17 protein-coding genes and 7 pseudogenes are annotated in these 20,129 nt (G+C 23.5%); 10 read left to right on the forward strand and 14 right to left on the reverse strand.

Annotated elements, in window-relative coordinates:
- The first annotated feature begins 133 nt into the window (after nucleotides 1-133).
- Nucleotides 134-709, forward strand: coding sequence for a hypothetical protein (locus tag HNP63_RS05395; protein ID WP_183227426.1), 576 nt, complete (start codon nucleotides 134-136; stop codon nucleotides 707-709).
- Between the two features lie 190 nt (nucleotides 710-899).
- Here HNP63_RS05395 and HNP63_RS05400 read toward each other — a convergent pair whose 3' ends face one another.
- The 6 genes from HNP63_RS05400 to HNP63_RS06920 all read right to left on the reverse strand — a co-directional run bounded on the left by HNP63_RS05400 (nucleotide 900) and on the right by HNP63_RS06920 (nucleotide 2,989).
- On the reverse strand, nucleotides 900-1,190 hold the full coding sequence (locus HNP63_RS05400) for a DnaB-like helicase C-terminal domain-containing protein (RefSeq protein WP_373477051.1): 291 nt from the start codon (nucleotides 1,188-1,190) through the stop codon (nucleotides 900-902).
- Nucleotides 1,187-1,600, reverse strand: a complete 414-nt coding sequence (gene bdr, locus HNP63_RS05405) for a Bdr family repetitive protein (RefSeq protein ID WP_014486460.1) — start codon at nucleotides 1,598-1,600, stop codon at nucleotides 1,187-1,189. The genes HNP63_RS05400 and bdr overlap by 4 nt, the downstream gene beginning before the upstream one ends.
- Nucleotides 1,601-1,942: 342 nt before the next feature.
- Entirely contained in the window at nucleotides 1,943-2,140 is a 198-nt protein-coding gene (locus tag HNP63_RS07135; protein ID WP_080563295.1) for a DnaB-like helicase C-terminal domain-containing protein, read from the reverse strand.
- Between the two features lie 195 nt (nucleotides 2,141-2,335).
- The gene (locus HNP63_RS07140) at nucleotides 2,336-2,467 is read right to left on the reverse strand and encodes a plasmid partition family protein (protein WP_080942783.1); all 132 of its coding nucleotides are present in this window, start codon (nucleotides 2,465-2,467) and stop codon (nucleotides 2,336-2,338) included.
- Between the two features lie 45 nt (nucleotides 2,468-2,512).
- A complete protein-coding gene (locus tag HNP63_RS06915; protein ID WP_014486458.1) occupies nucleotides 2,513-2,788 on the reverse strand; it encodes a chromosome replication/partitioning protein in 276 nt (91 codons plus the stop codon).
- 30 nt (nucleotides 2,789-2,818) lie between these two features.
- Nucleotides 2,819-2,989: a DUF226 domain-containing protein gene (locus HNP63_RS06920; protein WP_235685160.1), complete on the reverse strand. Its 171-nt coding sequence runs from the start codon at nucleotides 2,987-2,989 to the stop codon at nucleotides 2,819-2,821.
- Between the two features lie 574 nt (nucleotides 2,990-3,563).
- Between HNP63_RS06920 and HNP63_RS05430 the strand changes: the two genes are divergently transcribed.
- Nucleotides 3,564-4,175, forward strand: coding sequence for a hypothetical protein (locus HNP63_RS05430; RefSeq protein ID WP_014486457.1), 612 nt, complete (start codon nucleotides 3,564-3,566; stop codon nucleotides 4,173-4,175).
- A 229-nt stretch (nucleotides 4,176-4,404) separates the two neighbouring features.
- Here HNP63_RS05430 and HNP63_RS05435 read toward each other — a convergent pair.
- The 3 pseudogenes from HNP63_RS05435 to HNP63_RS05445 form a co-directional block, all read right to left on the reverse strand.
- Nucleotides 4,405-5,064: pseudogene (locus HNP63_RS05435) on the reverse strand (ParA family protein).
- Nucleotides 4,988-5,505: pseudogene (locus HNP63_RS05440) on the reverse strand (DUF226 domain-containing protein). The pseudogenes HNP63_RS05435 and HNP63_RS05440 overlap by 77 nt, the downstream one beginning before the upstream one ends.
- A 44-nt stretch (nucleotides 5,506-5,549) precedes the next feature.
- Nucleotides 5,550-5,945, reverse strand: a pseudogene (locus HNP63_RS05445) (plasmid maintenance protein); the annotation flags it as partial.
- Nucleotides 5,946-6,481: 536 nt separating this feature from the next.
- Here HNP63_RS05445 and HNP63_RS05450 point away from each other — a divergent pair.
- Nucleotides 6,482-6,760: a hypothetical protein gene (locus HNP63_RS05450; protein WP_012615116.1), complete on the forward strand. Its 279-nt coding sequence runs from the start codon at nucleotides 6,482-6,484 to the stop codon at nucleotides 6,758-6,760.
- A 582-nt stretch (nucleotides 6,761-7,342) separates the two neighbouring features.
- Here HNP63_RS05450 and bptA read toward each other — a convergent pair.
- Nucleotides 7,343-7,966: a virulence-associated protein BptA gene (bptA, locus tag HNP63_RS05455; RefSeq protein ID WP_012615143.1), complete on the reverse strand. Its 624-nt coding sequence runs from the start codon at nucleotides 7,964-7,966 to the stop codon at nucleotides 7,343-7,345.
- A gap of 12 nt (nucleotides 7,967-7,978) precedes the next feature.
- Nucleotides 7,979-8,488: a hypothetical protein gene (locus HNP63_RS05460; RefSeq protein WP_235685161.1), complete on the reverse strand. Its 510-nt coding sequence runs from the start codon at nucleotides 8,486-8,488 to the stop codon at nucleotides 7,979-7,981.
- 738 nt (nucleotides 8,489-9,226) lie between these two features.
- On the opposite strand from HNP63_RS05460, the pseudogene HNP63_RS07205 reads away from it, so the two are divergent.
- A pseudogene (locus tag HNP63_RS07205) lies at nucleotides 9,227-9,486 on the forward strand (chromosome replication/partitioning protein).
- Nucleotides 9,487-9,868: 382 nt separating this feature from the next.
- Here HNP63_RS07205 and HNP63_RS07145 read toward each other — a convergent pair.
- Both HNP63_RS07145 and HNP63_RS05470 read right to left on the reverse strand, forming a co-directional pair.
- Nucleotides 9,869-10,003, reverse strand: a complete 135-nt coding sequence (locus HNP63_RS07145; RefSeq protein WP_012615123.1) for a hypothetical protein — start codon at nucleotides 10,001-10,003, stop codon at nucleotides 9,869-9,871.
- Nucleotides 10,000-10,350: pseudogene (locus HNP63_RS05470) on the reverse strand (DUF226 domain-containing protein). The gene HNP63_RS07145 and the pseudogene HNP63_RS05470 overlap by 4 nt, the downstream one beginning before the upstream one ends.
- A gap of 817 nt (nucleotides 10,351-11,167) precedes the next feature.
- On the opposite strand from HNP63_RS05470, the gene HNP63_RS07150 reads away from it, so the two are divergent.
- From HNP63_RS07150 to HNP63_RS05485, 4 genes are all read left to right on the forward strand, one after another.
- Nucleotides 11,168-11,290 carry a hypothetical protein gene (locus HNP63_RS07150; protein ID WP_012672466.1) on the forward strand — a complete coding sequence of 41 codons (123 nt, stop codon included), beginning with the start codon at nucleotides 11,168-11,170 and terminating at the stop codon, nucleotides 11,288-11,290.
- Nucleotides 11,291-11,363: 73 nt separating this feature from the next.
- Nucleotides 11,364-12,005 carry an isochorismatase family protein gene (locus tag HNP63_RS05475; RefSeq protein ID WP_221244554.1) on the forward strand — a complete coding sequence of 214 codons (642 nt, stop codon included), beginning with the start codon at nucleotides 11,364-11,366 and terminating at the stop codon, nucleotides 12,003-12,005.
- Between the two features lie 1,413 nt (nucleotides 12,006-13,418).
- Nucleotides 13,419-14,492, forward strand: a complete 1,074-nt coding sequence (locus HNP63_RS05480; protein ID WP_183227432.1) for a plasmid maintenance protein — start codon at nucleotides 13,419-13,421, stop codon at nucleotides 14,490-14,492.
- A gap of 9 nt (nucleotides 14,493-14,501) precedes the next feature.
- Nucleotides 14,502-15,065, forward strand: coding sequence for a DUF226 domain-containing protein (locus HNP63_RS05485; protein ID WP_012672461.1), 564 nt, complete (start codon nucleotides 14,502-14,504; stop codon nucleotides 15,063-15,065).
- A 1,162-nt stretch (nucleotides 15,066-16,227) separates the two neighbouring features.
- Here HNP63_RS05485 and HNP63_RS05490 read toward each other — a convergent pair.
- Nucleotides 16,228-16,788, reverse strand: a complete 561-nt coding sequence (locus tag HNP63_RS05490) for a P52 family lipoprotein (RefSeq protein WP_014486444.1) — start codon at nucleotides 16,786-16,788, stop codon at nucleotides 16,228-16,230.
- Nucleotides 16,789-17,288: 500 nt separating this feature from the next.
- Here HNP63_RS05490 and HNP63_RS05495 point away from each other — a divergent pair.
- Together HNP63_RS05495 and HNP63_RS07195 are read left to right on the forward strand one after the other, a co-directional pair.
- Nucleotides 17,289-18,066: pseudogene (locus HNP63_RS05495) on the forward strand (virulence associated lipoprotein).
- 727 nt (nucleotides 18,067-18,793) lie between these two features.
- Nucleotides 18,794-19,978 (forward strand): annotated as a pseudogene (locus HNP63_RS07195) (tape measure protein); the annotation flags it as partial.
- Nucleotides 19,979-20,129 lie beyond the last annotated feature (151 nt).

The following is a 20,129-nucleotide window of genomic DNA, read 5'->3' on the forward strand; positions in this document are numbered from 1 at the left end:
AAATTACACAAAAAAACTACAATTTTAAATTTACGTATCTTTAGGAAAGAGGTATAATAGCTATATATTTAATTATAATAATTATTATAATTAAATATCAGCTTTTACGAGCTAAAAAGGAGGCTTAACAAAAATGCACAAAAAATTATTAATACTTATTATTTTGCTATTCTTTTCTTGCAATTTAAGTAAATCCAAACAAAATAATCAAATAAGCGCATTAGATACAGAAAAAATAAAAGAATATCAAAAAAATGAGTCTCAAACAAATATTCAATTCTCAAACGAAATTAAAGCATTCAAAATTATAAGTGAGACTACTATTACTACTCAAGACTTAACGGTCACTTCCAATATAGATGATCCACCCCATATCACAACTATCTTAAAAATAGAAAAACAAAATGATGGAAACATTATTATTAATGAAGCAACTAGAAAATTATTAGAAATTCAAAACGACAAAATTTATAAATTTAAAGAAGCGATTCAATACGGAATAAACTTTAGAGTAAAAGATATCAGAGAAAACCAAAATGCTAGTGGTTCTACTCATTACATTGCTGTAAATGGTTATAGAGAATATGTACATTTTAGCCTACCAACAATTACTAAATCGTCCAATAATGGTAAAAAAATTGATAGTTATTTTAGCGAAACATACATAATGAAAATAGATGATTTATTAAAAATAATTGATAGCCTATAAAAACTAAAATTAAAAATTAGAAATATAACAAGAATTATTATAAATAGAATAATAATAATTCTTGTTAAGAATGTCATAGTTTCTAAAAAATTGTCTCCTAATTTGCAATTATTTTTTTGATTATTTACATTTTTTCTTTTATTCAGTACTATTATCTTATTATTAATTATAAATTCCATAGACAAAGTAGCTAACAACTTATTTTAGCGAGTTGCTTTTTTTTATATATAAATTTAATAAACTTGGGTATAAAATCCATAGTTACAGTACCAGTAGGTCCATTTCTATTTTTAGCAACTAACACTTTTACTTCAACTAAATTATCAATTAAAGTACTGGTATTTTCTTTACATTTTTCATTGTCTTGATGTAAAAAAATCACAATGTCAGCATCCTGTTCTAATACACCCGACTCCCTTAAAGTTGCCAAACTAGGCTCTCTACCCTCTGTTATGGGTAAAAAATTCCTTGTGATTTCTATTTGAGATAGCTGCCAATTATCGACATAACAATATTTGCCATACTAGATATAGCAATAGGAACTACTAATACTGTAATAAGAATTATTATCCTGTTACTTACCTTGAGTTTTTCCAATAATAATTTGCTATTAATTTGAATATCTTTTTTTAGATCTTGTGCCAAATTATACATATCTCGTTTTAAATTCTTTTCTACGCTATTAATCTTAGTATTTAGATTTTCTATCTTAATATTTAAACCATCTATTTTAGCATTAAATTCGTTTTTTATACCATCTATCTTGGTATTTAAATTCTTTTCTACACTATCAATCTTAGAAACAAGATTATCAATCTTTATTCCAAATTGTTTTTCTAAATTTTCTAAATCTCTATATGTAAGCTCATTGTGATAATATCTTTTTGACAAATCTTGTGCTATTAGTTACTCCATTCCCAGCCGCAAGAATTCTTTATAGATTTATTCTTCAGTAACATTTGTTATTGTCAACACTGATTTCATAATTTATTTACCTGCTAAGCACATTGTAACATAAATTAAGGCCAAATTAACAGCACATTTTCAAAATTGACGAAGGCAAGAGACTCAAACTCAAAATTTTTAGAAATTTTACAAAAAAGTAAATAATGTTCAAATACTTTTTTGCATTACTTTCTATCTCTAAACCTACCAAACTTAGGTGTAAAGTCTATAGTTGCAATACTAATAGCGCCCCACATTTATTTTTAGCAACGATAACTTTTATTTTAGCTAAATCTCCCCCTTTATTCCACTATTTTCTTGATGTAAAAAAATTACAATATTAGCATCCTGCTCTAATGAACCCAATTCTCCTAAAGTCGATAAACCAGAATCCCTACCCTCATAGTTTCTGGCAACTTGCGACAGAACTATTATTGAAATTTCAAACTCAAAAAAGCAAGTGCACGTATATTGCGGCTCAAAAATGCAACTTGCTCATAACAAGGAGTATTATTATGCAATGTAGTAATTAAGCTAATATAGCCAATGACAATAATATCAATATTACAATTTCTTTTCATTTGCCTAGCTTCGTCCTTTAACAAAGAATAACAAAGAATGCTCCACCTATAATTTTTATGAAATTATAGGTGGAGCATTCTTTGTTAAAATCTCCTTTTTTTATTTATAAATTCTTTCAATAATAAAGTACAATCTTATAGAATCTTGTTTACAAAAATCATATAATTCTTTATATTTTACTAAAATTCCAATAGGAATACTTTCGTTGATATCTTTAGGTGCACTATAAATATCTTCGTTTAAGAATTTTTACCTTCTATATCTTTTAATATCCTCTTAAAATCCACTTTCTTTATTTTTATCAATGGATACTTTACTATCTAAAACCTTTTCATAAATTTTTAAATATGTATAAGCTTTGCTTTTTGCAACTTCAAAAAATTCTATAAAATCGCCAAAATGAGCAAAATCATCATATTTATACAATTCTTTTTGTTTAATTTCATACAAAATTTTAATTCTTTGAATTTTATTATTAATATCAAATAATGCAACTTTGTCCAAACCTCTTTTAAGATTTGGGATTGTTATAATATTTGTTTTTTTATCCATTTATATATCACTCCTGCTTTTTTTTACTTTTTATTGTAAAAAAGTCTTTTCTAATTTATTCAAGCCATATTTTATTCTTAGAAATTTATTATCTTCTTTTAAGGAGAAGAAATTAATTAAATAATAATTATTTTTATTATTAAGTTTTTGAAAAGTTGGACTTAATTTACTTTCTTTATTGATAATCCTAAATTTTATCAAATGTTTAAAATTTTTTTATAATATATTTTTTTATTATCTATTTCTTCAATTCTAGTAAAAGCAGTTATTTTTTTGCTTATTTATATTTACATTATATTTTAATTCTTTTTTATTTATTGTTTTTTTTTCTTTTTAATTTCTTGTTTATTAGAATTTTTTAAAAAATATATTTAACAGCTCTTATTCTATATATTATTATAATTGGTTATACATATAGTGACATTTCAGCTTTAAGATTGCCCTTTTATTTTTACTTTCCTCTATAAAAGCATGCTTTATGCTACTAAAACAAACATAGATCAGCTTATACAATAGGTGATACCTTATCTACACATAGCATTCCTTTACATTACACCTAAAAATGGATCAATAAAAAATTGTTTTGTTTAGGATTTGCTTTTAATACCATCCTTATAAGTTTGTATTTTTACACTTACATCTTTTATTGCTTCTATAAAAATTTTATTTTTAAAAAGATATTTATTAATTATAATGTTAATATTATTAGAAAATAATTAATAAAAAATTTAATATATACTTTTAAATGAAGTATTTTTAAATTAAGGAGTATAAATTGAAAAAATATATTATTAATTTAATTTTATGTTTATTATTTTCTTCATGTAATCTTTTTTCAAATGATTCCCGATCAAGCCAAAAATACAATTTTAAAGTAAAGGCCAAATCAGTTTTGAATTCCACTGATAAAAACAATATAGATACTAAAAAGGGGACTAATACTACACTTTGTATAAAAGAAGAAAATAGTAGGATTGTAGTTAAAGATTGTATTAATAATCAAGAGCTTTTTAAAGTAAAATCTAAAAGAAGATATGATTTTAAAAAAGCTATGCTCCTCGGCATTAAAACAGCTTTAAAAGTTATCAATATTGGCAATAATAAATTAAGTTCTATAAAAAAATATAATGATCATATTTTATTGGAATTTAAAGATAATAAGATATATATAATTCAATTATCTGAACTTAAAAAACATTTGCTAAAAAACAAGAAAAAACCATTATTAGGGAGCCCGGTGCCGGGAGGAGGAGAGGCAGAATTTATAGATGACCCTTATGGTATAATAGAAGGAGAATTAGAAGCAGAAAGAGAAGAGGAGATGCTAGACAGAGAAGAATTTGGAGACGAAGAAGACGAAGAATTAGAAGAAGAAATAGGTGAATAAAAATCTAATGATTGAAAAATAAGATATATTGATTAAATATTTAGTAATTCTAGCTAGCAGCCTAACAATAAGTTATAAACTTATTGTTAGGCTTATTGAAATTGACCTGGAATTAGAAAAATTTAAAAGAAGATTTAAAATTATTTTATAATAAAGAAAATTCCTAAGATAAAATCTGAATACTTTTATGAACTACTATTGCTATATCAAAGATTATAAAAATAGTAGTTCATACTATCTCTTTTAAAGCATTTTCAGCTTCCCTATAATAAACTTCTTTAAAAGAAGACTCTAAAAGATCGTTTATAAAAACTTTTATACTATTTGAAAAGTGAATTTTTCCTTTTATATATGTACCATACTTTTTATACAGTACATCCTCCACCTCCTTTAAGGTATTCCTATTTTTAATAAATTGGTTTTCTATAATAGAAATATTGTATTTTTTATTTTTAATATTTTGAATATTATTGATAGTTTCAGTTAAAATAGAAAAGCTTTCTATTGACCATCTTTCTACTTGAACTGGGATTATAATGTGATTTATAACTTAAAGCATTCTTTAAAAGGAAATTTCTACTAGAAGAAGTATCTATTATAATATAATCGAAATATATTCATTAATTTTATTTTCACATTTATCAAAATAGGTATTTCCTTTTAAAAATTCATAAACATTGTGTTTTTTAATATTAGAAATATATTAATTAAAATAAGAAGTTAAAGAATTTTGTGGATCCAAAACAATTAATAGTACTTTTTTGCCTAATTCTTTTAATATATAAGAAAAAATTATAGAAAGTGAGCTTTTCTCACCCCCCCCCTTTAAACTTGCTAGTGTAATTATAATTGGTTTTTTTTTTGATCCATTTATTGATAACCCCCTCATCTTTTAATTTTTTATTATAAAATTCATATACTTTTTTTTCCATTTTTTTCAAGTGTGATAAATTAAATTGATAATACTCGGTGTTTTCTTTATTCTTTCTTAGAAGTGTTCTTAAAGATTGAACATATGCTTTAATAGAGCCCTTTTTAAAGGCAAATTCTATATAATAGAGTTTTTTTATTGCATAGGTTTTATTATTTTCTTTTTTAAGAAAAAGGGTTTATCGAGTTTATCATGCCTATATCTTATTTCTAAGAACTTATCATATTCTTTTAAAGAAAAGAGATTAAAAAAAATAAAATCTTCAGCGTTATTAAATTTTTGAAAAGTAAGCCTTAGCCTTTCTCCTTTGTTTGTAATTCTAAAACCAATTAAATGTTTAAATATTTTGGTGTAGTATATTCTTCTACTATTTACTTCTTCAATTCTGTTAAATATAATTTTTTTCTATGTTATTTTTTTTGTTTCTGAGTTTTTAAAGTAAATTACTCAAATTTTAATCCCTTTGTCAAAATGTTAGCTAAAATGTTATTAGCTATTATGCCAGCATGTCCTGAAAAGCTAGTTATTTTATTTACTTTCCATTTAGTAGTATAAGTATCTTTAAATTTTCCTGCAAGAGTATAGAAATCGGTTTTATAAGGTGCAGTTTTTCTCATAAAGTGAATTTTGTGTTTGTAGAGGTTTAGTTTAGATAAGAAAAATTCTTTAATATCTTTTACTTCATAATCATATTTTAGATAATTTTTAAAATCTTTATAGTTTAATAAGGTATTTTTTAGTGTTTTAATTGGTTCTTTAGTATTAGAAATTATTGATTTAATTCTTTTAAAGAAAGAGTTTTCTATAGAATTCTTATTATATATATTTATATATTGTTTTAGGAACTATAACTTCTATTAATAGTACATTATCTCGTATATTTTCATTTTTAGCACTAGGCATATGTTCAATTTTAATTAATTTTATAAGTGCTATAAATAAATATAATATGCTCTTCTTGTAACTTGTTCTACAAAATCATATACTTCTCTATTACTTATTAAAATTCTAATAGAAATATCATTATTATTTAATTTACTTATATTGTAATTTAAATAAAAGTAAAACAAATTTATAATTATTAGCAAAGCATCTACCAAATAAATAAGGCAAACTTTTATTTATGTAAAAATTACTAAATAATGGTATAACGATTTACAATTACTTAAATTAAATTTTTTAAAGTCTTTTTAAAAGATTAGGCACCATTTTTTAATGGTGCCTAATCCAAATAACTAACTTCCCCAAAATGGAGAGAAATGGAGAAGCTGTGAAAAACATAGAATTTATACCTTATAATATACACCATATAAATATATATGTCCTATTTTGAAGTTTTTTTATTATGAATTAAATCTATATTTATTTTATGAGAATGATAGAAGGATATTCATTTTACAAAGTTTCTGAAGCTCAAGAAATTCTTAAAAATAAATTTGATTATAAAATCACAAAAAGCCACTTAAGATATAAACTAGAGGTTTTTGAATGTTATATTAGAATAGGAAATATAATGATGATTCCAGAAGATTTCTTGAAATATTTAACACTTAGCTTAGTCTTGTTTAAAAAAAACGAAAAATATAAGATAGAAATAAAAAAAGAAATTAAAGAAAAAATGCCTAAATTTAGAGAATTAATAAAAAAAGGATAAATATATTTATAAAAATACTCTATCTCCTAATATTAAAAACAAAAAACTTCTCCCTTATATGTGTACAAAAGTAAAATTTTTAACAAACATTGGCTTTATTATTGCAACTTTTCTTTTTAAATTTTTATTCCCTTTAACCTACAATGATGAAACAAATAATTCAGAAGAAACAGATAATTTATTAGTAGAAACCTTATAATTTTTTACGCTAACATTTTGAACCCTAGCTTGCTTTTGCCTAGATGAAAAAACTTTCCTTTACCTATGGAAATCCAATTTAGTAATTAATTATAAGAAAATTTGAATCATAATCTACCACCCATTGCTGATGTTTGTCAAAATTTATTTCCTGCCGTTAACATATAAAATATTTTTTTTAGGAATTTTTTCTTTTAAATTATATTGACCCAAATCAGATACCATTTACCCTTCGTGCCGAAAAATATCATCTTGAATAATGGAATTAAAAATGTTTCTAATTTTTTAAAATTATCAATATTACAACTTAGCAACAATATAATTTTATAAAAAAGTTTCAATATTAATTAGAAACATACTATTTTTCAAAAATTTCAGTTCAAATTAAAGATTATATTTTGGTAAAAAATTTTCTATATCTATTTTATATTCTCTGTCTTCATTAGTAATTAAAACAATTTTTAATCGTTTTAATTTTTTGATTTTCTTAAAAAACCTTTTAGATAGAGTAACACGCAAGGTATTTTTTACTACAAAAGGAAATTTTAAATTGAAAAATTTTTCATTTATATTTGGATCTCCAATGTTATAATCTTTTAATTGTTGCCATTTCTCACTTGGCAAATTATTTTCATGCCTTGAAACTTGAGAATCTTCCAATCCTTCAAAAATCACACTTTTAAAGCCTATAATTTTATTGTCATGCACTGTGAAATCAAACTTATAACCAGGATATAACGCTCTATAAGAATCTATCAAATAACCTGTTAGATTTATATTCTTTTTATACTCATCAATCTCAGGACTCATAATCTCTGATTTTATAAAAACCAATTCTTTTAAGTTGCCATCTTTAAAAAGATATGTATAAGTTTCATCAATAAAGACTCTATCTTCAGACTTTTCAATAATTTTATTATAAATAATATTATTTTCTTTTTTTACAAACAAAAAGAAAACTAAAAAAATACAAACTAATAATAACCCAAAAAATATTTTCTTTTTCATTAAAAATCTATCCTACTTATGAAAAATCATATCAAACGCACTATAAAAATACATACTATTTTCTTTACTTACTTTGAAAGAATATTTTTTTTTCTCATTATTTATCTCATCAAAACATTCAACGTATATATCAATTCCATTTGTTTCTCCCAACTTTTTTATTTTATTTACTTTTTCACCGTCAGTAAATAGGCTCATATCAAAATTAAAATAATTAACCCCATCAATAAAACAGGAAGTAATTGGCTGCTTTATTGTAGAAACCCCATCAATATACACATTAACCCCATTAATATACGCCTTTTTAAGCACAAGCTTTGTACTATTCACAATTTGTACATTATAATCTAAATCTATGTATCCTTCACGATAATGCTTTAAAACAAGGGCTCCAAATTTGGTTTTTGATTTAAGAATTAAACCAAAATTAAATCTATTACTTGCATTTTCAATAAAAATTTCTTCAGATAATTCACTAGAAAAAATAAACACACTAGGAATTAATAAAAAGAAAATTGACAATATTATTACTCTCATACCTTATATTATTATACTATTCTCAATAAGAAATGAATATAAAAAGCTAAATTGATTTATCTATTTTTAGATATGCGACACCAACTATATAATTTTTGGCTATTTTTTTACAAACTATATTTAACTCTAATTTATAAAAATTTAATATTATCCTAACATTGTTTATATATAATCAGTAATAATGATTATATATCGTTTTAAAAATTTGTATTCGAAATCAGTTAATACAATAATTCACAACAACAATAACTGTAAAATATCTATATTTTTTAGCAAATACTTATATGAACTAATGAAAAAAGTTAAATTTCTAATTCTAAAATTAGTTGATTAAAAAATTTTTAAAGTCTCTATATATTTTAGATATTGAAAATTTATTTCTAATAGGCTTTCCAATGTCTATTCTTTTGTGATTTTATTATTAAATATAAAATCACATAGGGCCTAACCATAAATACTCTTAAAGCAAGAATACTTATCTTAAGCCCTATAAATAGACATCGACCAAAGTTAAGGATGCTTATAGTTAATAGCACCACTTACCAATATTATACGTTATATATAGTGTTAAAATCAATATATTATTCTCAAATAATATATATACTTATTTCTATTTGTAAATTATATTTTACAAAATTTGCTTTACTATCCCGATTATTTTTAAACATTTTATGATCAAAATAGCTATTTTACAAAAATAAAGACCTTCACCATTTTTTATTAATCTTAAAAGAGATTAAAGAGAAAAAATATTATAAGTTAGATAGCTATCAAAACTTTGAAATGTTTACTAGAAATTATAAAATAGCAAAAATCAGGCTTATGAATATTTAAGGATAGCAAATGTAATAGAAGAAGGACTGGTTCGAGAGAAAGATATAATCGAAAATGGAATACAAAATTCTTTTTTCCTTCAAAAGGATAAAGAAGTATTGCTTAATGAGATTCTGAAAGAGTATAAGAAATGTAAAAAATATAATTAAAAATTCAGTTTAAATAATTTTATGTGAAGAATGTAAAGTTATAGGGTTTATTAATCCCTTATTTAAATATAAGATCTTCATTGTTTAAATTTTGTTAATTTTTTTTAGGGGCTAAGTATTGGGTTTTTTAAAAAAAAGAAATCGTTCCATCTAATCTTCATCAAAATTAATTTCAATTTTATTCTGATTTTTGACACGATCCTTTATTTTTATATTCATATATTTAAATTTTACACTCATTTTATTTCCTTATTTATTATGAAGTTAAAAGTTTTTCCGATAACTGGAAAATTTTTATATAAAAATATAAAACTAGACAATATGTATAAATCATTGTTTAATCTGAAAACGGAAAAATCTATGTTTTTTATCTGTCAATACTTCATAAATATTTTGTTTTGCAACTTACACTACTTATTCTTCTAAAAGATCTGAAAAAGATAGTAGAGCAAGCGCTTTTGCCGGCACCAACTTTAATTGAACCAATGGCAATTATTTTAGTATTTTTTCTATTCATTTATTTATAATTCTTCCATTTGGCAATTCTTTACAATAGAATTTGTATACTTCTTTTCCCAATTTGTTTAACATGTTAATAAACGCTTGAAAATATTTTTTATTCATTTTTTCTTTTTTAATTAGTCTAGCAATACTTCTTAAGTAACAAAACACACCGTCTTTTTAAAATTTAAATTCTATATAATATACTTTGGAAAATGTATATGATTTTACAGTATTATTGATTTTATATTTTGTAATAATGTTTTTTATAGGCTTTCTATATCTATAAAAAATTCCTATAAATTTATCATTGTCTCTTGTAGAGAATAAATTGAGACATTCTAACTTTTCTTGATTAAACAATCCTCTGAAAAGAATTAAAATTTTGTTTTTTTATATCTGTTTATTCCAAACTTATATAGCTCCATTAGCATTTTAATATAATATATTGTTCTTTCTTTAAGAATTTCTTTTTTAAATGAAGATTTCTGGATTCTCGCTTTTTATCATTATTTTTTTCTCTTTGTTATATTTATATGTAACACTTCATTTAAAGAATATATATATATATGGATTTTTGATATCTTTTTTAATAAACCTTACAACTACTTATAAATACCACATACTAAACAACACATATATTCTTTAAATTTTAATTTTTTCAAGTCAATCTCCCAACAAATCTTTAAAAAACCTATTATATTTGTTGATTGCCATTCTTTTTACAAAAGAAATTTTTTGTAATATTACTATTGCACCTTTTCAAATCTTTTAACAGTTTAACTACATATAGATTGGCAAATACCCTGGTTATTAAGATTTTATCATCACTGTTAAATTCTACTTTTTTTGTTAAAAAATAATTCAAATCAATCTAATAATTTTTAAGCACATTGATAGTATAATTGGACTTAATTTTTTACTTTTTATGCAAATACATTTTACCACTGCAAAAATACATCAATCTAAATTCAAATAGACATTTTTAATAATGTCTAAATCCTCTCTATATGGAACATATACTATATTAATTTTATTAAAAATAACAAGCTATAATAAGATAAATGTTTAACCCATTAACACCATATAACATGACAAACAATATCTGATAATACCGCTTAGTTATAATGATATTATTGATTACTACTAATTATGGTTATTCTGCTTAAGGAGCATATTTATGCCATACACAATAATCACTGAAATACCTGTTTTTTCTCTTAATACTTGCAATACAAGTCTTAATATTAACAATCCAAATTTAAAACCCAGTGCTAAAGATAGGCTTTGTGTTTTAATTTAAGTGGTTTTAAGGTAAAATTAATTATTATTTTAAACCTAAATAAATAATTGATAAAAATCATATTCAAGAAATATTGCCTAAGGAGGATTTTATTTTTAAAATAACAGAAAATAGTGCACTTATTTTAATAGATATACAAAATGATTTTTTAGAATCAGGTGCTTTACCAGTACCTAATAGCAACGAAATAATTCCTTTGATCAACCAACTTCAAAATTATTTCAAAAACATTGTTGCTACCAAGGATTGGCATTGTAAAAATCATGTAAGCTTTTTGAGTAATAAAAACGGGGGCATTTGGCCAAACCATTGTGTCCAAAATACTTGGGGATCAGAGTTCCCTAGCAGTCTAAATACAAGAAAAATAGAAAAAGTTTTTTTAAAAGGCAAAAATCAATATTATGATAGTTATAGTGGATTTTATGATGATTGCATCAAAACAAAAGAAACTGGTTTAAATCTTTATCTAAAAAACAATTCAATCAATATATTATTCATAGCAGGATTGGCATTAGATTTTTGCGTAAAAGAAACAATACTTGATGCAATCAACTTAGGATTTCAAGTTTATCTAATAATAGATGCTACAAGAAGCATAACACCTACTCCAGAATTAATAATTAGGGAACTTAAAAAGTTTAATGTATTAACTTGTTTTTCTAAAGACATCTTAAACAGCCAAAATAAGCTTAATCTACAAAAGATCACTAAATAACTTTTAATTAGAAAAGTACTATTTCTAATTAAAAGATCATAAAAATAGCTTCCTGCTTCATTCAATGATAGTTTTTCAGAATATCTAAAAATATTATTTATATTAACTTTAAGCAGCTTTTTCATTCGTTTTTATTTTTTTTGTAATAACAATTTTAAGATTTACGGCTGAATTTATACCTCTATCATATAAAAGCTCAGCAATCAACAAAAATCACCTCAATATTACTCTCAACTTTAAGCCTACATTATCATAATCACAAAAGTTACACAACCTACTTAATAAAAAATATTTTTCTACTTTATAGAATATAAAATTAAATACTTTGCTTTGTACTATAATTATCTAGCAAATTCATATTAACCCATTAGGGTTTTTCAAATATTCCTTATTCATGCCTTTAAACTAAAAATCTTCTATTGCTAGATTTTTGTAATTATTTACACAAACAATTTTATTGTTTATATAATTTTTTTTTGATTTAAAATTTTCTTGTACAAATTAGCAAACTTTAATTTTGTTTTACTTCTATTAATACTAGAATTTTTTTGTTTTTTAAAAAAAGATTTCTTTGGAATCTTTTTAACTTATCTATAATTGTAGTAAATATTTATAATAATTTATTCTAGCATTTTAAATGCTTAATGCAAAGCATTTCATACTTGTATAAAAATCAATTATTTCTTTTTATTATTTTTGGTCTTATTATTTTTAATATCTAAATATTCAACCGTTACTAACCACTACAAAAAGCCAAGCTATTAATTTTTCAAAAAATTCAAAAATATTTTATATTCATGCACATTAACATGAAAACTATATTGGGTTTTTTATAGTACTTTATTTTATCCTCTAACATTTTGTTATATAAAAACCTCGCATATAAAATGCTTTTAATAAAAGCATTTCTTTTGATCAATATCTAGCTCTAATCTGTATGCATAAATTCTATTAACACTCATTATTACTCTTCTTATCTTAAAATTTACATTATATTAAAATCTATTTATGTTGTGTTTTTTCAGTTTTTAATTCTCTATATCCTTTAGAATCAAAAGTATAATTGCCAATCTCATTAGGAATGAACATAACATAATCCCATTTCAAATGACTAATTATTTAAAAATGATAGAAGAATGACAAAGAAATGCTTGGCATATATCACAAAAACCCTATCTCAAGATACTAAAAATAACACTTTGATATAATTCTTCCAACTCGATGTATTTTATGAATAGTCAAATATTAAAAATTCAATTCTAATAAAACCTACTTATAACACATCTCAATATAAAATTTTTATTTTTATTTTTATTTTTATTTTTATTTTTATAGTACTAGACTTTACTTGTCTTAAAAATTACTTTATTATATGGGAGTGAATAAAAACCAGCCGAAGTTAAGGAGGTAGAAGTGAAAGTTAATAAATCCCTACAAATACAAAGTAAATATCAGCACAAACTGATTGCTTTAATTGCCACACTTGAGTATATTAATAAAAACAAAAAAAAATACAATCAATCTGATATTCTTTATTGTTTTAATAGCAACTTAAAGCGCAACGGACAAAAAGAAGTTTCAATCAAAACACTTCAAAATTATTTCTATAAATTAAAAAAGCTTAATATTACTGCTAACTATTATAGACATTTGGATATTAATATGGGCACTAAAATCTACTATTCACTTAAACGCTCTAAAAAAGACTGCTATAATCTGATAAACCAATACTTCAGAAATAAAAAAACAGAAAGATTCCAAAAGCGTGTTAATTCGTACATTAAAACAAATTATAATAAAAAGAGCAATGTAAAATATGAGGAGTGTCTTAATAATAAATATAATAAAGAAGAAAAAGAAAATAAAAGAAAGATACAAATTAATAAATTTAAATTAAAAAAATACGCAAAAAAATGTAATTTCAGCAACAACATTTCCTCTTTTATTATTGATCTTAATTTAAGAAAAGAAACAACTATAAAACTTTTTAAGCTTATAAGCAAAGAAAAATATTACTTCAAAAAGAAAACCAAATATCATTCACAAAAGCCATTACAACATAAGAGAAAAAATTTAATTTCAATACTAAGAAAAACACAAATAAATTTAATAAACGAGGGTTATGACAAAGAAAAATTAAAAATACAAATACAAAACACATATCAAAAATATAAAAATAAACCCCATTTCATATTAGAGAGTAATAAATACAAAGACTTTAATCAAATTATAAATAGAATAAAGAGCAATACTAAAAAATTTGATGCTCAAAAACATAAAAACAATATAAAAATCAATATATATAACATACTTTTAGATCAATTAGATTATCAAATCAACAAAATAAATTTAAAGTTTAAAATCAAGGAATACTTAAGCAAACAAAAAAAACTAGAATATAAAAAAATATTTAACAATCAATACTATAACGAAATTATCAATCTAATAGAATCACAAAATAACCATAGAAATAAATGTATAAATTAAGAGTTTAAAATGAAAAATGTATTAGAAAAGCTTAAAAACAAAAAAAAAGAGATAATGGCAAAGAGCAGAAAGCCAGAAATTTTTATCAAAAAAGAAATTCTTAATGAAAGAACAATATATCATACTAAAATGCTAATGGATCTATATAAGTTTGAAATTAATAAATATAAAAAAAACAAATTTTTAATTCTTTTCAGAGAATTGTTTAATCAAGAAAAGTTAGAATGTCTCAATTTATTCTCTACAAGAGACAATGATGAATTTATAGGAATTTCTTATGGATATAGAAAACCTATAAAAAACATTATTATAAAGTACAAAATTAATGATACTGTAAAATCATATACATTTTCTAAAGTATATTATATAGAATTTAAATTTAAGAAGGGCAGTGTGTTTTGTTACTTAAGAAGTCTTGCTAGACTAATTAAAAAAGAAAAAATGAATAAAAAATATTTTCAAGTGTTTATTAACATGTTAAACAGATTAGAAAAAGAAGTATACAAATTCTATTGTAAAGAATTACCAAATGGAGGAATTATAAATAAATGGGTAGAAAAAATACTAAAATAATTAACATCGGTTAAATTAAAGGTGAAGTTAATAAAAACATAAGTGCAATTATTTTTTTCAACACTTTTATTTTAAAAATATAAAGTCCTTTTAATTGATGCTGATCTACAAGTATCAACCACTAGCTATTATTTTTAATTACAATTTAAAAAATATATTTGTTGGCTATTGCAGTAAACCTGAGAAGTGATTTTTTATGCATAAAACAATATTTATTGTTTGCACCATTTTTGAAATAATAAGTGCTTGCAAGAATTATTCAAATTCAAATCAAGATATAAAAAAGTTAAGAGATTTTTAAATAAAATAAAGAATTAATGCAAAGCAACACCACTAATAATAGTGTACTTAATCCGATTCCAACATTGTTGATAAATAGCCACACCACAACAAATACACCAATATTAAAAAACAACACAGAGTGGTAATCAAAAAGAAAAAATAGAAGAAAGAATAAAAGTAACTATAAAAAAGAACGATAAGAAGCAATAAACAATAATCTTCTTAAAGAAAACAACTAAAAATAAAATTAAAAATAAATACAAATAAAATAGAATACTATAATTAATAATACTGATAGTATTAAAAGAGAAAAAAAGGTGCTTGTAGAAAGGGGGGGATATGAAGATAAGAGTACCTGTTTATGTGTCTTATATATAATAATATTATAGAAAGTGGAGTTAGAGATTCTATACATAACATATGGGCACAAAAAATAGATACTTGATGTTAATAATTTATTTTTAAACTTAGAAAATACTAGAAACAATTTAAGAAGCAAAATAAAAATGGTAATTGAAAATAAAAATAGCTGTAGGAAATTAGTGATATTAGAAATGATTTAGAAAAAAAAGGATATCTTGAAAACCTTAAAAAGAAAGAGATAATTTCTAAAATTATAGATGTGAGGTATTTGATTTAGATTACCCTTAATAATAGTTTTTAATATTTAATTAATATTAAAAAAATTAAGCACTCTTCAATATAGAGAGTTCTTATTTTGTCAAAAAATAAAAGTCATAGAAATAAAATTTAAGAATGCCTTATATTATTAAAATACTAAAAGTCTAATATTTTAGGCGATTTTATTTATTAATTAATCTTTACATAGAATAAAAACATTAATAAAAATGAAAATTATCTTACAATTAATAGCCTAAAATCATTTTAAAGTATGCGTATGCTCTATTACTTTTTTCACTTTTAAATATTGTTCATCAATAGTAGGCCTAAGTATAACAACCTCACTCCCATTACTATAATATTCATGTCCGCTTTCACCAGAATACTTAATATCTGGAGAATATAACTCTCTTATACATGAATACAGCCAATGAACTGCATGTTTAAATCTATCATTCCGATCATTTTTTATTATACCAAATAATTTAATCAGTTCTTTAGATCGCTCAGAACCTAAGTCTAAAAAGAATTTATTAAAATATTCCTCATTATAGTCAGACACTGGAGGTACATCTCGACCACCACTACCATATTTTAACCCGTCTAAAGTCTTTTTTATATCGACTAACAAACGATGTTCAGCTATATATAATTTTAAATTAGCAAATATCCCTTTAGTAATAATCTCATCAGACCCTTTATCATAACTTTCCATTTCCAAATTCTCAAAAAAAGTTTGAACAGATTGTTCTTGCTTATTGGGCAAATAACAAGCAAATAAAGCTAATGTTATTATGTAAACGCCAACTAAAATCCTCATATATGCTCCTTCTCTACCTTCCCACTAAAATCATCTATAACTATATAAGTTTATCTAAATATTATTTTTAGCAAACTTTTAAAAGTTCTGCTAAGATAGATTTTTCTATAAAAGATAAGTGTATACCAATTTTATCTTTTCTCAAGAATTGTTAAATACTAAATCGGTATATTAATTTATGGAAATTAAATATTAAAATAATGGCCTTATAAAATAAATTCATAAATACATGCATAACATACATAAAAATTAAATAATAATAACGATTTTAATAAAATTATATTTAAATAAATAAATTTGATAAAAATCAATCAAAAATATATCAAAATAGATTTTTAAAAAGCTCAAAATATTATAAAATTTCTGACAATGAAAATATTATTATTTCAACAGTATATATTTAATGTAATATTAATATAAAATTATATTAATATTACATTAAATTAAGTATTAGATCTAAAGTAAGGAGAATATTTATGAAATAAACTATAATTGCAAGCATGTTTGTTTTTCTATTTTTAGCTTGCAATCCAGATTTTAACGCCAATCAAAAAGATGTTAAATATCAATCTAGTAAAAAGAGATTAAAATCCAATAAAAAAGGATTCAAACCTAAAACAGAAGTAACCCAAAATCAAGAAGTAGAACCTAACGAAAGAATAAAAAACACACTGCTTGATGATTTAAGAAATTTAATAGAAAAAGCTAACAAATATAGAGAAACATATGTAAAAAATCAGAAGAAGAGCCTGAAAATCAATATGGAATAGAGGCTTTCAAAGAATTGTTTTGGTCAGACGCAGTACATGAATCAATAGCAAATAATACCGCGAAAAATCTAAAAACTATAGAAAAGAGACTTATTGTGCTTTAAATGATATTGATATTACTAAATTAAAAGAACTTTCAGAAATTATAATACTGTCAAAACGCTCAGCAGAACTATTTAAAGCCATTAGAGAATTTGGACGTATTATCGACATTGTGATTTTATTCTTATATCCTAAAAAGGATGCTTTAGACAAACTAGAAATTTCAAATTTGGAGAAGCTTAAAAATTCGTTTGAAAAATTATTATCCATAAAATCAATCGTATCAGACATGTTAAACCAACTTTTATTAGATTATCGAGATGATAAGAATTTTATAAAAACAGATACCACTAAGCTTGAATCTCATACAACCACACTCCAGAATCAAATTCTAGAAAAAAATAAAGAGGAAACCGAGCTAGTAGAAGACATATTATCAATAAAGGATCTTTTAGATACCTATTAAAATTGTCATAATGTAAAAGCCTATCTTTAATTAAAGATAGGCTTAACGTTTTAACCAAAGATTACAAAGAGCTTTTAACCTACCTATAATTTACATAAACTTTAATTTTAAATAAATAAACTACTTTTTCTATAATCTTTAATTTAATAATAGTGGTTAGAAATAGATTAATATTATTAATAGTATGTACTGTTTTTACACGAAATTAGCGATTGCCAACCTAGATATTAAACGCAAATATAAAATTAACATATTATTATTATTGAGTGTATATTATATACCTTATACATAATATCTATTTCTTAACTTTTTTTATTATCTTTAAATTTATATGTCATAACAATAGATAATGTACAAAAATAAGTATTAATAAAATAAACTCATTTATATCACTTATAAAGTTGGTTAAAATTGAACATATAGCTAGTACAAAAATGAAAATATACAAGACAATGTACTATTAATAGAATTAATGGTTCCTAAAATTTTTGAATCTACATTTTTTAAAGAATATTCTAAATTATTAGAATAAATAGAAATCAAAATAATATAAATATCATATTTTGAATATTAAATTTTTCTAAATATCTATGCTTCTATAATGTCTGATAAGTAAAATAGCACATACATAATTCCGTGTCCTTTTTGAGCAAAATTACTGGTTTATATTAATTATTAACGAACTCAATTTGTACATTAAAAACCTTGAAAGCGAGAGCATAAGTAAATGAACCTTAATGAAATAATCATTCCATTATCATTAATGTCGATCAGAAATAATGAAAAGCTGGACTCAATAGCAGAAACTCTAAAAAAATTGCCGAGCAAAAATTTGCAAGCCTATATAATTTGAAGTTAAAATTAGAAAAATCTACTACATCTGGATCCAATCTCGAAAAAGCTTTAAAAAAAAAGTTCACAGAACGTTGGTAAAAATTTTAAGTCTCTTGCAAATTCTGTTTATTCTATAAATTCTAAAGCTGGTGGCATGAAAAGCCTGCAACATTTGGTCAAATGCTTCGCCAGTTTTTTTGCTAAACTTCTAACATTTCCTAGGCCTTTGCCAACGTTTTTTAGAGTTTTGCCTCAGCTTTTTCTCCAATTTGTTTTGGCTGTAAAAATTTTAAAAGGAATTGATTCTACAATAAGTAGGATTTTTACGGGCGTCATGGATGCTCTTGAGGAATTTAATGAGTAAACCCGGCGTGTTTTCTAATACTTATCACTTATATAATTAGAAATGAATAACTTGGAAAATTATTGGCAGAATCTATGAGAACTTTTGGTAATGAAACTTTTTTTGCTAGAGATGCTATTACTAACGCCACCAAAACAATTCTATCCTATGGCACCACAACCACACACAAGTGAAGTTGAAAAGAGAATGAGAATGTTCGGAGAGGCTGCTAGAGGAAGTAGCGAGAGGTTTGAGAAATTGGTCGAAGTATATTCTCGTGTAGAATCTAACAATAGAGTAAATTTAGAAGATTTTTATGTGCTTCGTGATGCTGATGTTGATATTGCAGAGATTGTATCTGAGAAAGCCGGGTTTAGCTAGAGAGACATTATTAAAGCAGTGATCGATGGAAAAAATAGGGTTCGAGGCTCCAATAAGACCCTTTCTAGGGCCACTGGTGAAGGTGATAAATTTTACAGCAAAACTGTTAGAGAAACAAAAACTTTAGCTCAAGCTCAACAGCAACCTGCTAAAATGAGTTAAAGATTTTCTTAGACATAGGAAAAGCTTTAGAGCCAATGATGATTGGATTTGAAAAAGTAAAGCAATTTATGATAAAAGGAATTTTAGATCCATTAACAAAAGTCACCGCTGCGGTTATTTACACCTGATCAACAAACTTACAGAACTTGTGGCATATGTGTTTTTTGGAATCTTGTACAAGGTTTCAAAATGTTAATAAAAGTAATCTCGACCTCTTCTTTTAAAGTGATTGGGAAAATCATTTTTGTAGGCAAAAAATTAAGGGAACTCACAACATATGTTTCTGGTTATTTTTCAGAAAGTTTTAAAAGCGTATTTGACATCCAATCATTAAATTGATCTA

Origin of the sequence: Borreliella afzelii (genome assembly GCF_014202295.1) — a bacterium.
Lineage (GTDB): Bacteria > Spirochaetota > Spirochaetia > Borreliales > Borreliaceae > Borreliella > Borreliella afzelii.

Excerpts from the sequence above, each read along its gene's own strand:
- HNP63_RS05395 (WP_183227426.1), top strand. The coding sequence starts at position 134 with ATGCACAAAAAATTATTAATACTTATTATTTTGCTATTCTTTTCTTGC.
- HNP63_RS06915 (WP_014486458.1), bottom strand. The coding sequence starts at position 2,788 with ATGGATAAAAAAACAAATATTATAACAATCCCAAATCTTAAAAGAGGT.
- HNP63_RS05450 (WP_012615116.1), top strand. The coding sequence starts at position 6,482 with ATGATAGAAGGATATTCATTTTACAAAGTTTCTGAAGCTCAAGAAATT.
- bptA (WP_012615143.1), bottom strand. The coding sequence starts at position 7,966 with ATGAAAAAGAAAATATTTTTTGGGTTATTATTAGTTTGTATTTTTTTA.
- HNP63_RS07145 (WP_012615123.1), bottom strand. The coding sequence starts at position 10,003 with ATGAATAGAAAAAATACTAAAATAATTGCCATTGGTTCAATTAAAGTT.
- HNP63_RS07150 (WP_012672466.1), top strand. The coding sequence starts at position 11,168 with ATGCCATACACAATAATCACTGAAATACCTGTTTTTTCTCTTAATACT.
- HNP63_RS05485 (WP_012672461.1), top strand. The coding sequence starts at position 14,502 with ATGAAAAATGTATTAGAAAAGCTTAAAAACAAAAAAAAAGAGATAATG.
- HNP63_RS05490 (WP_014486444.1), bottom strand. The coding sequence starts at position 16,788 with ATGAGGATTTTAGTTGGCGTTTACATAATAACATTAGCTTTATTTGCT.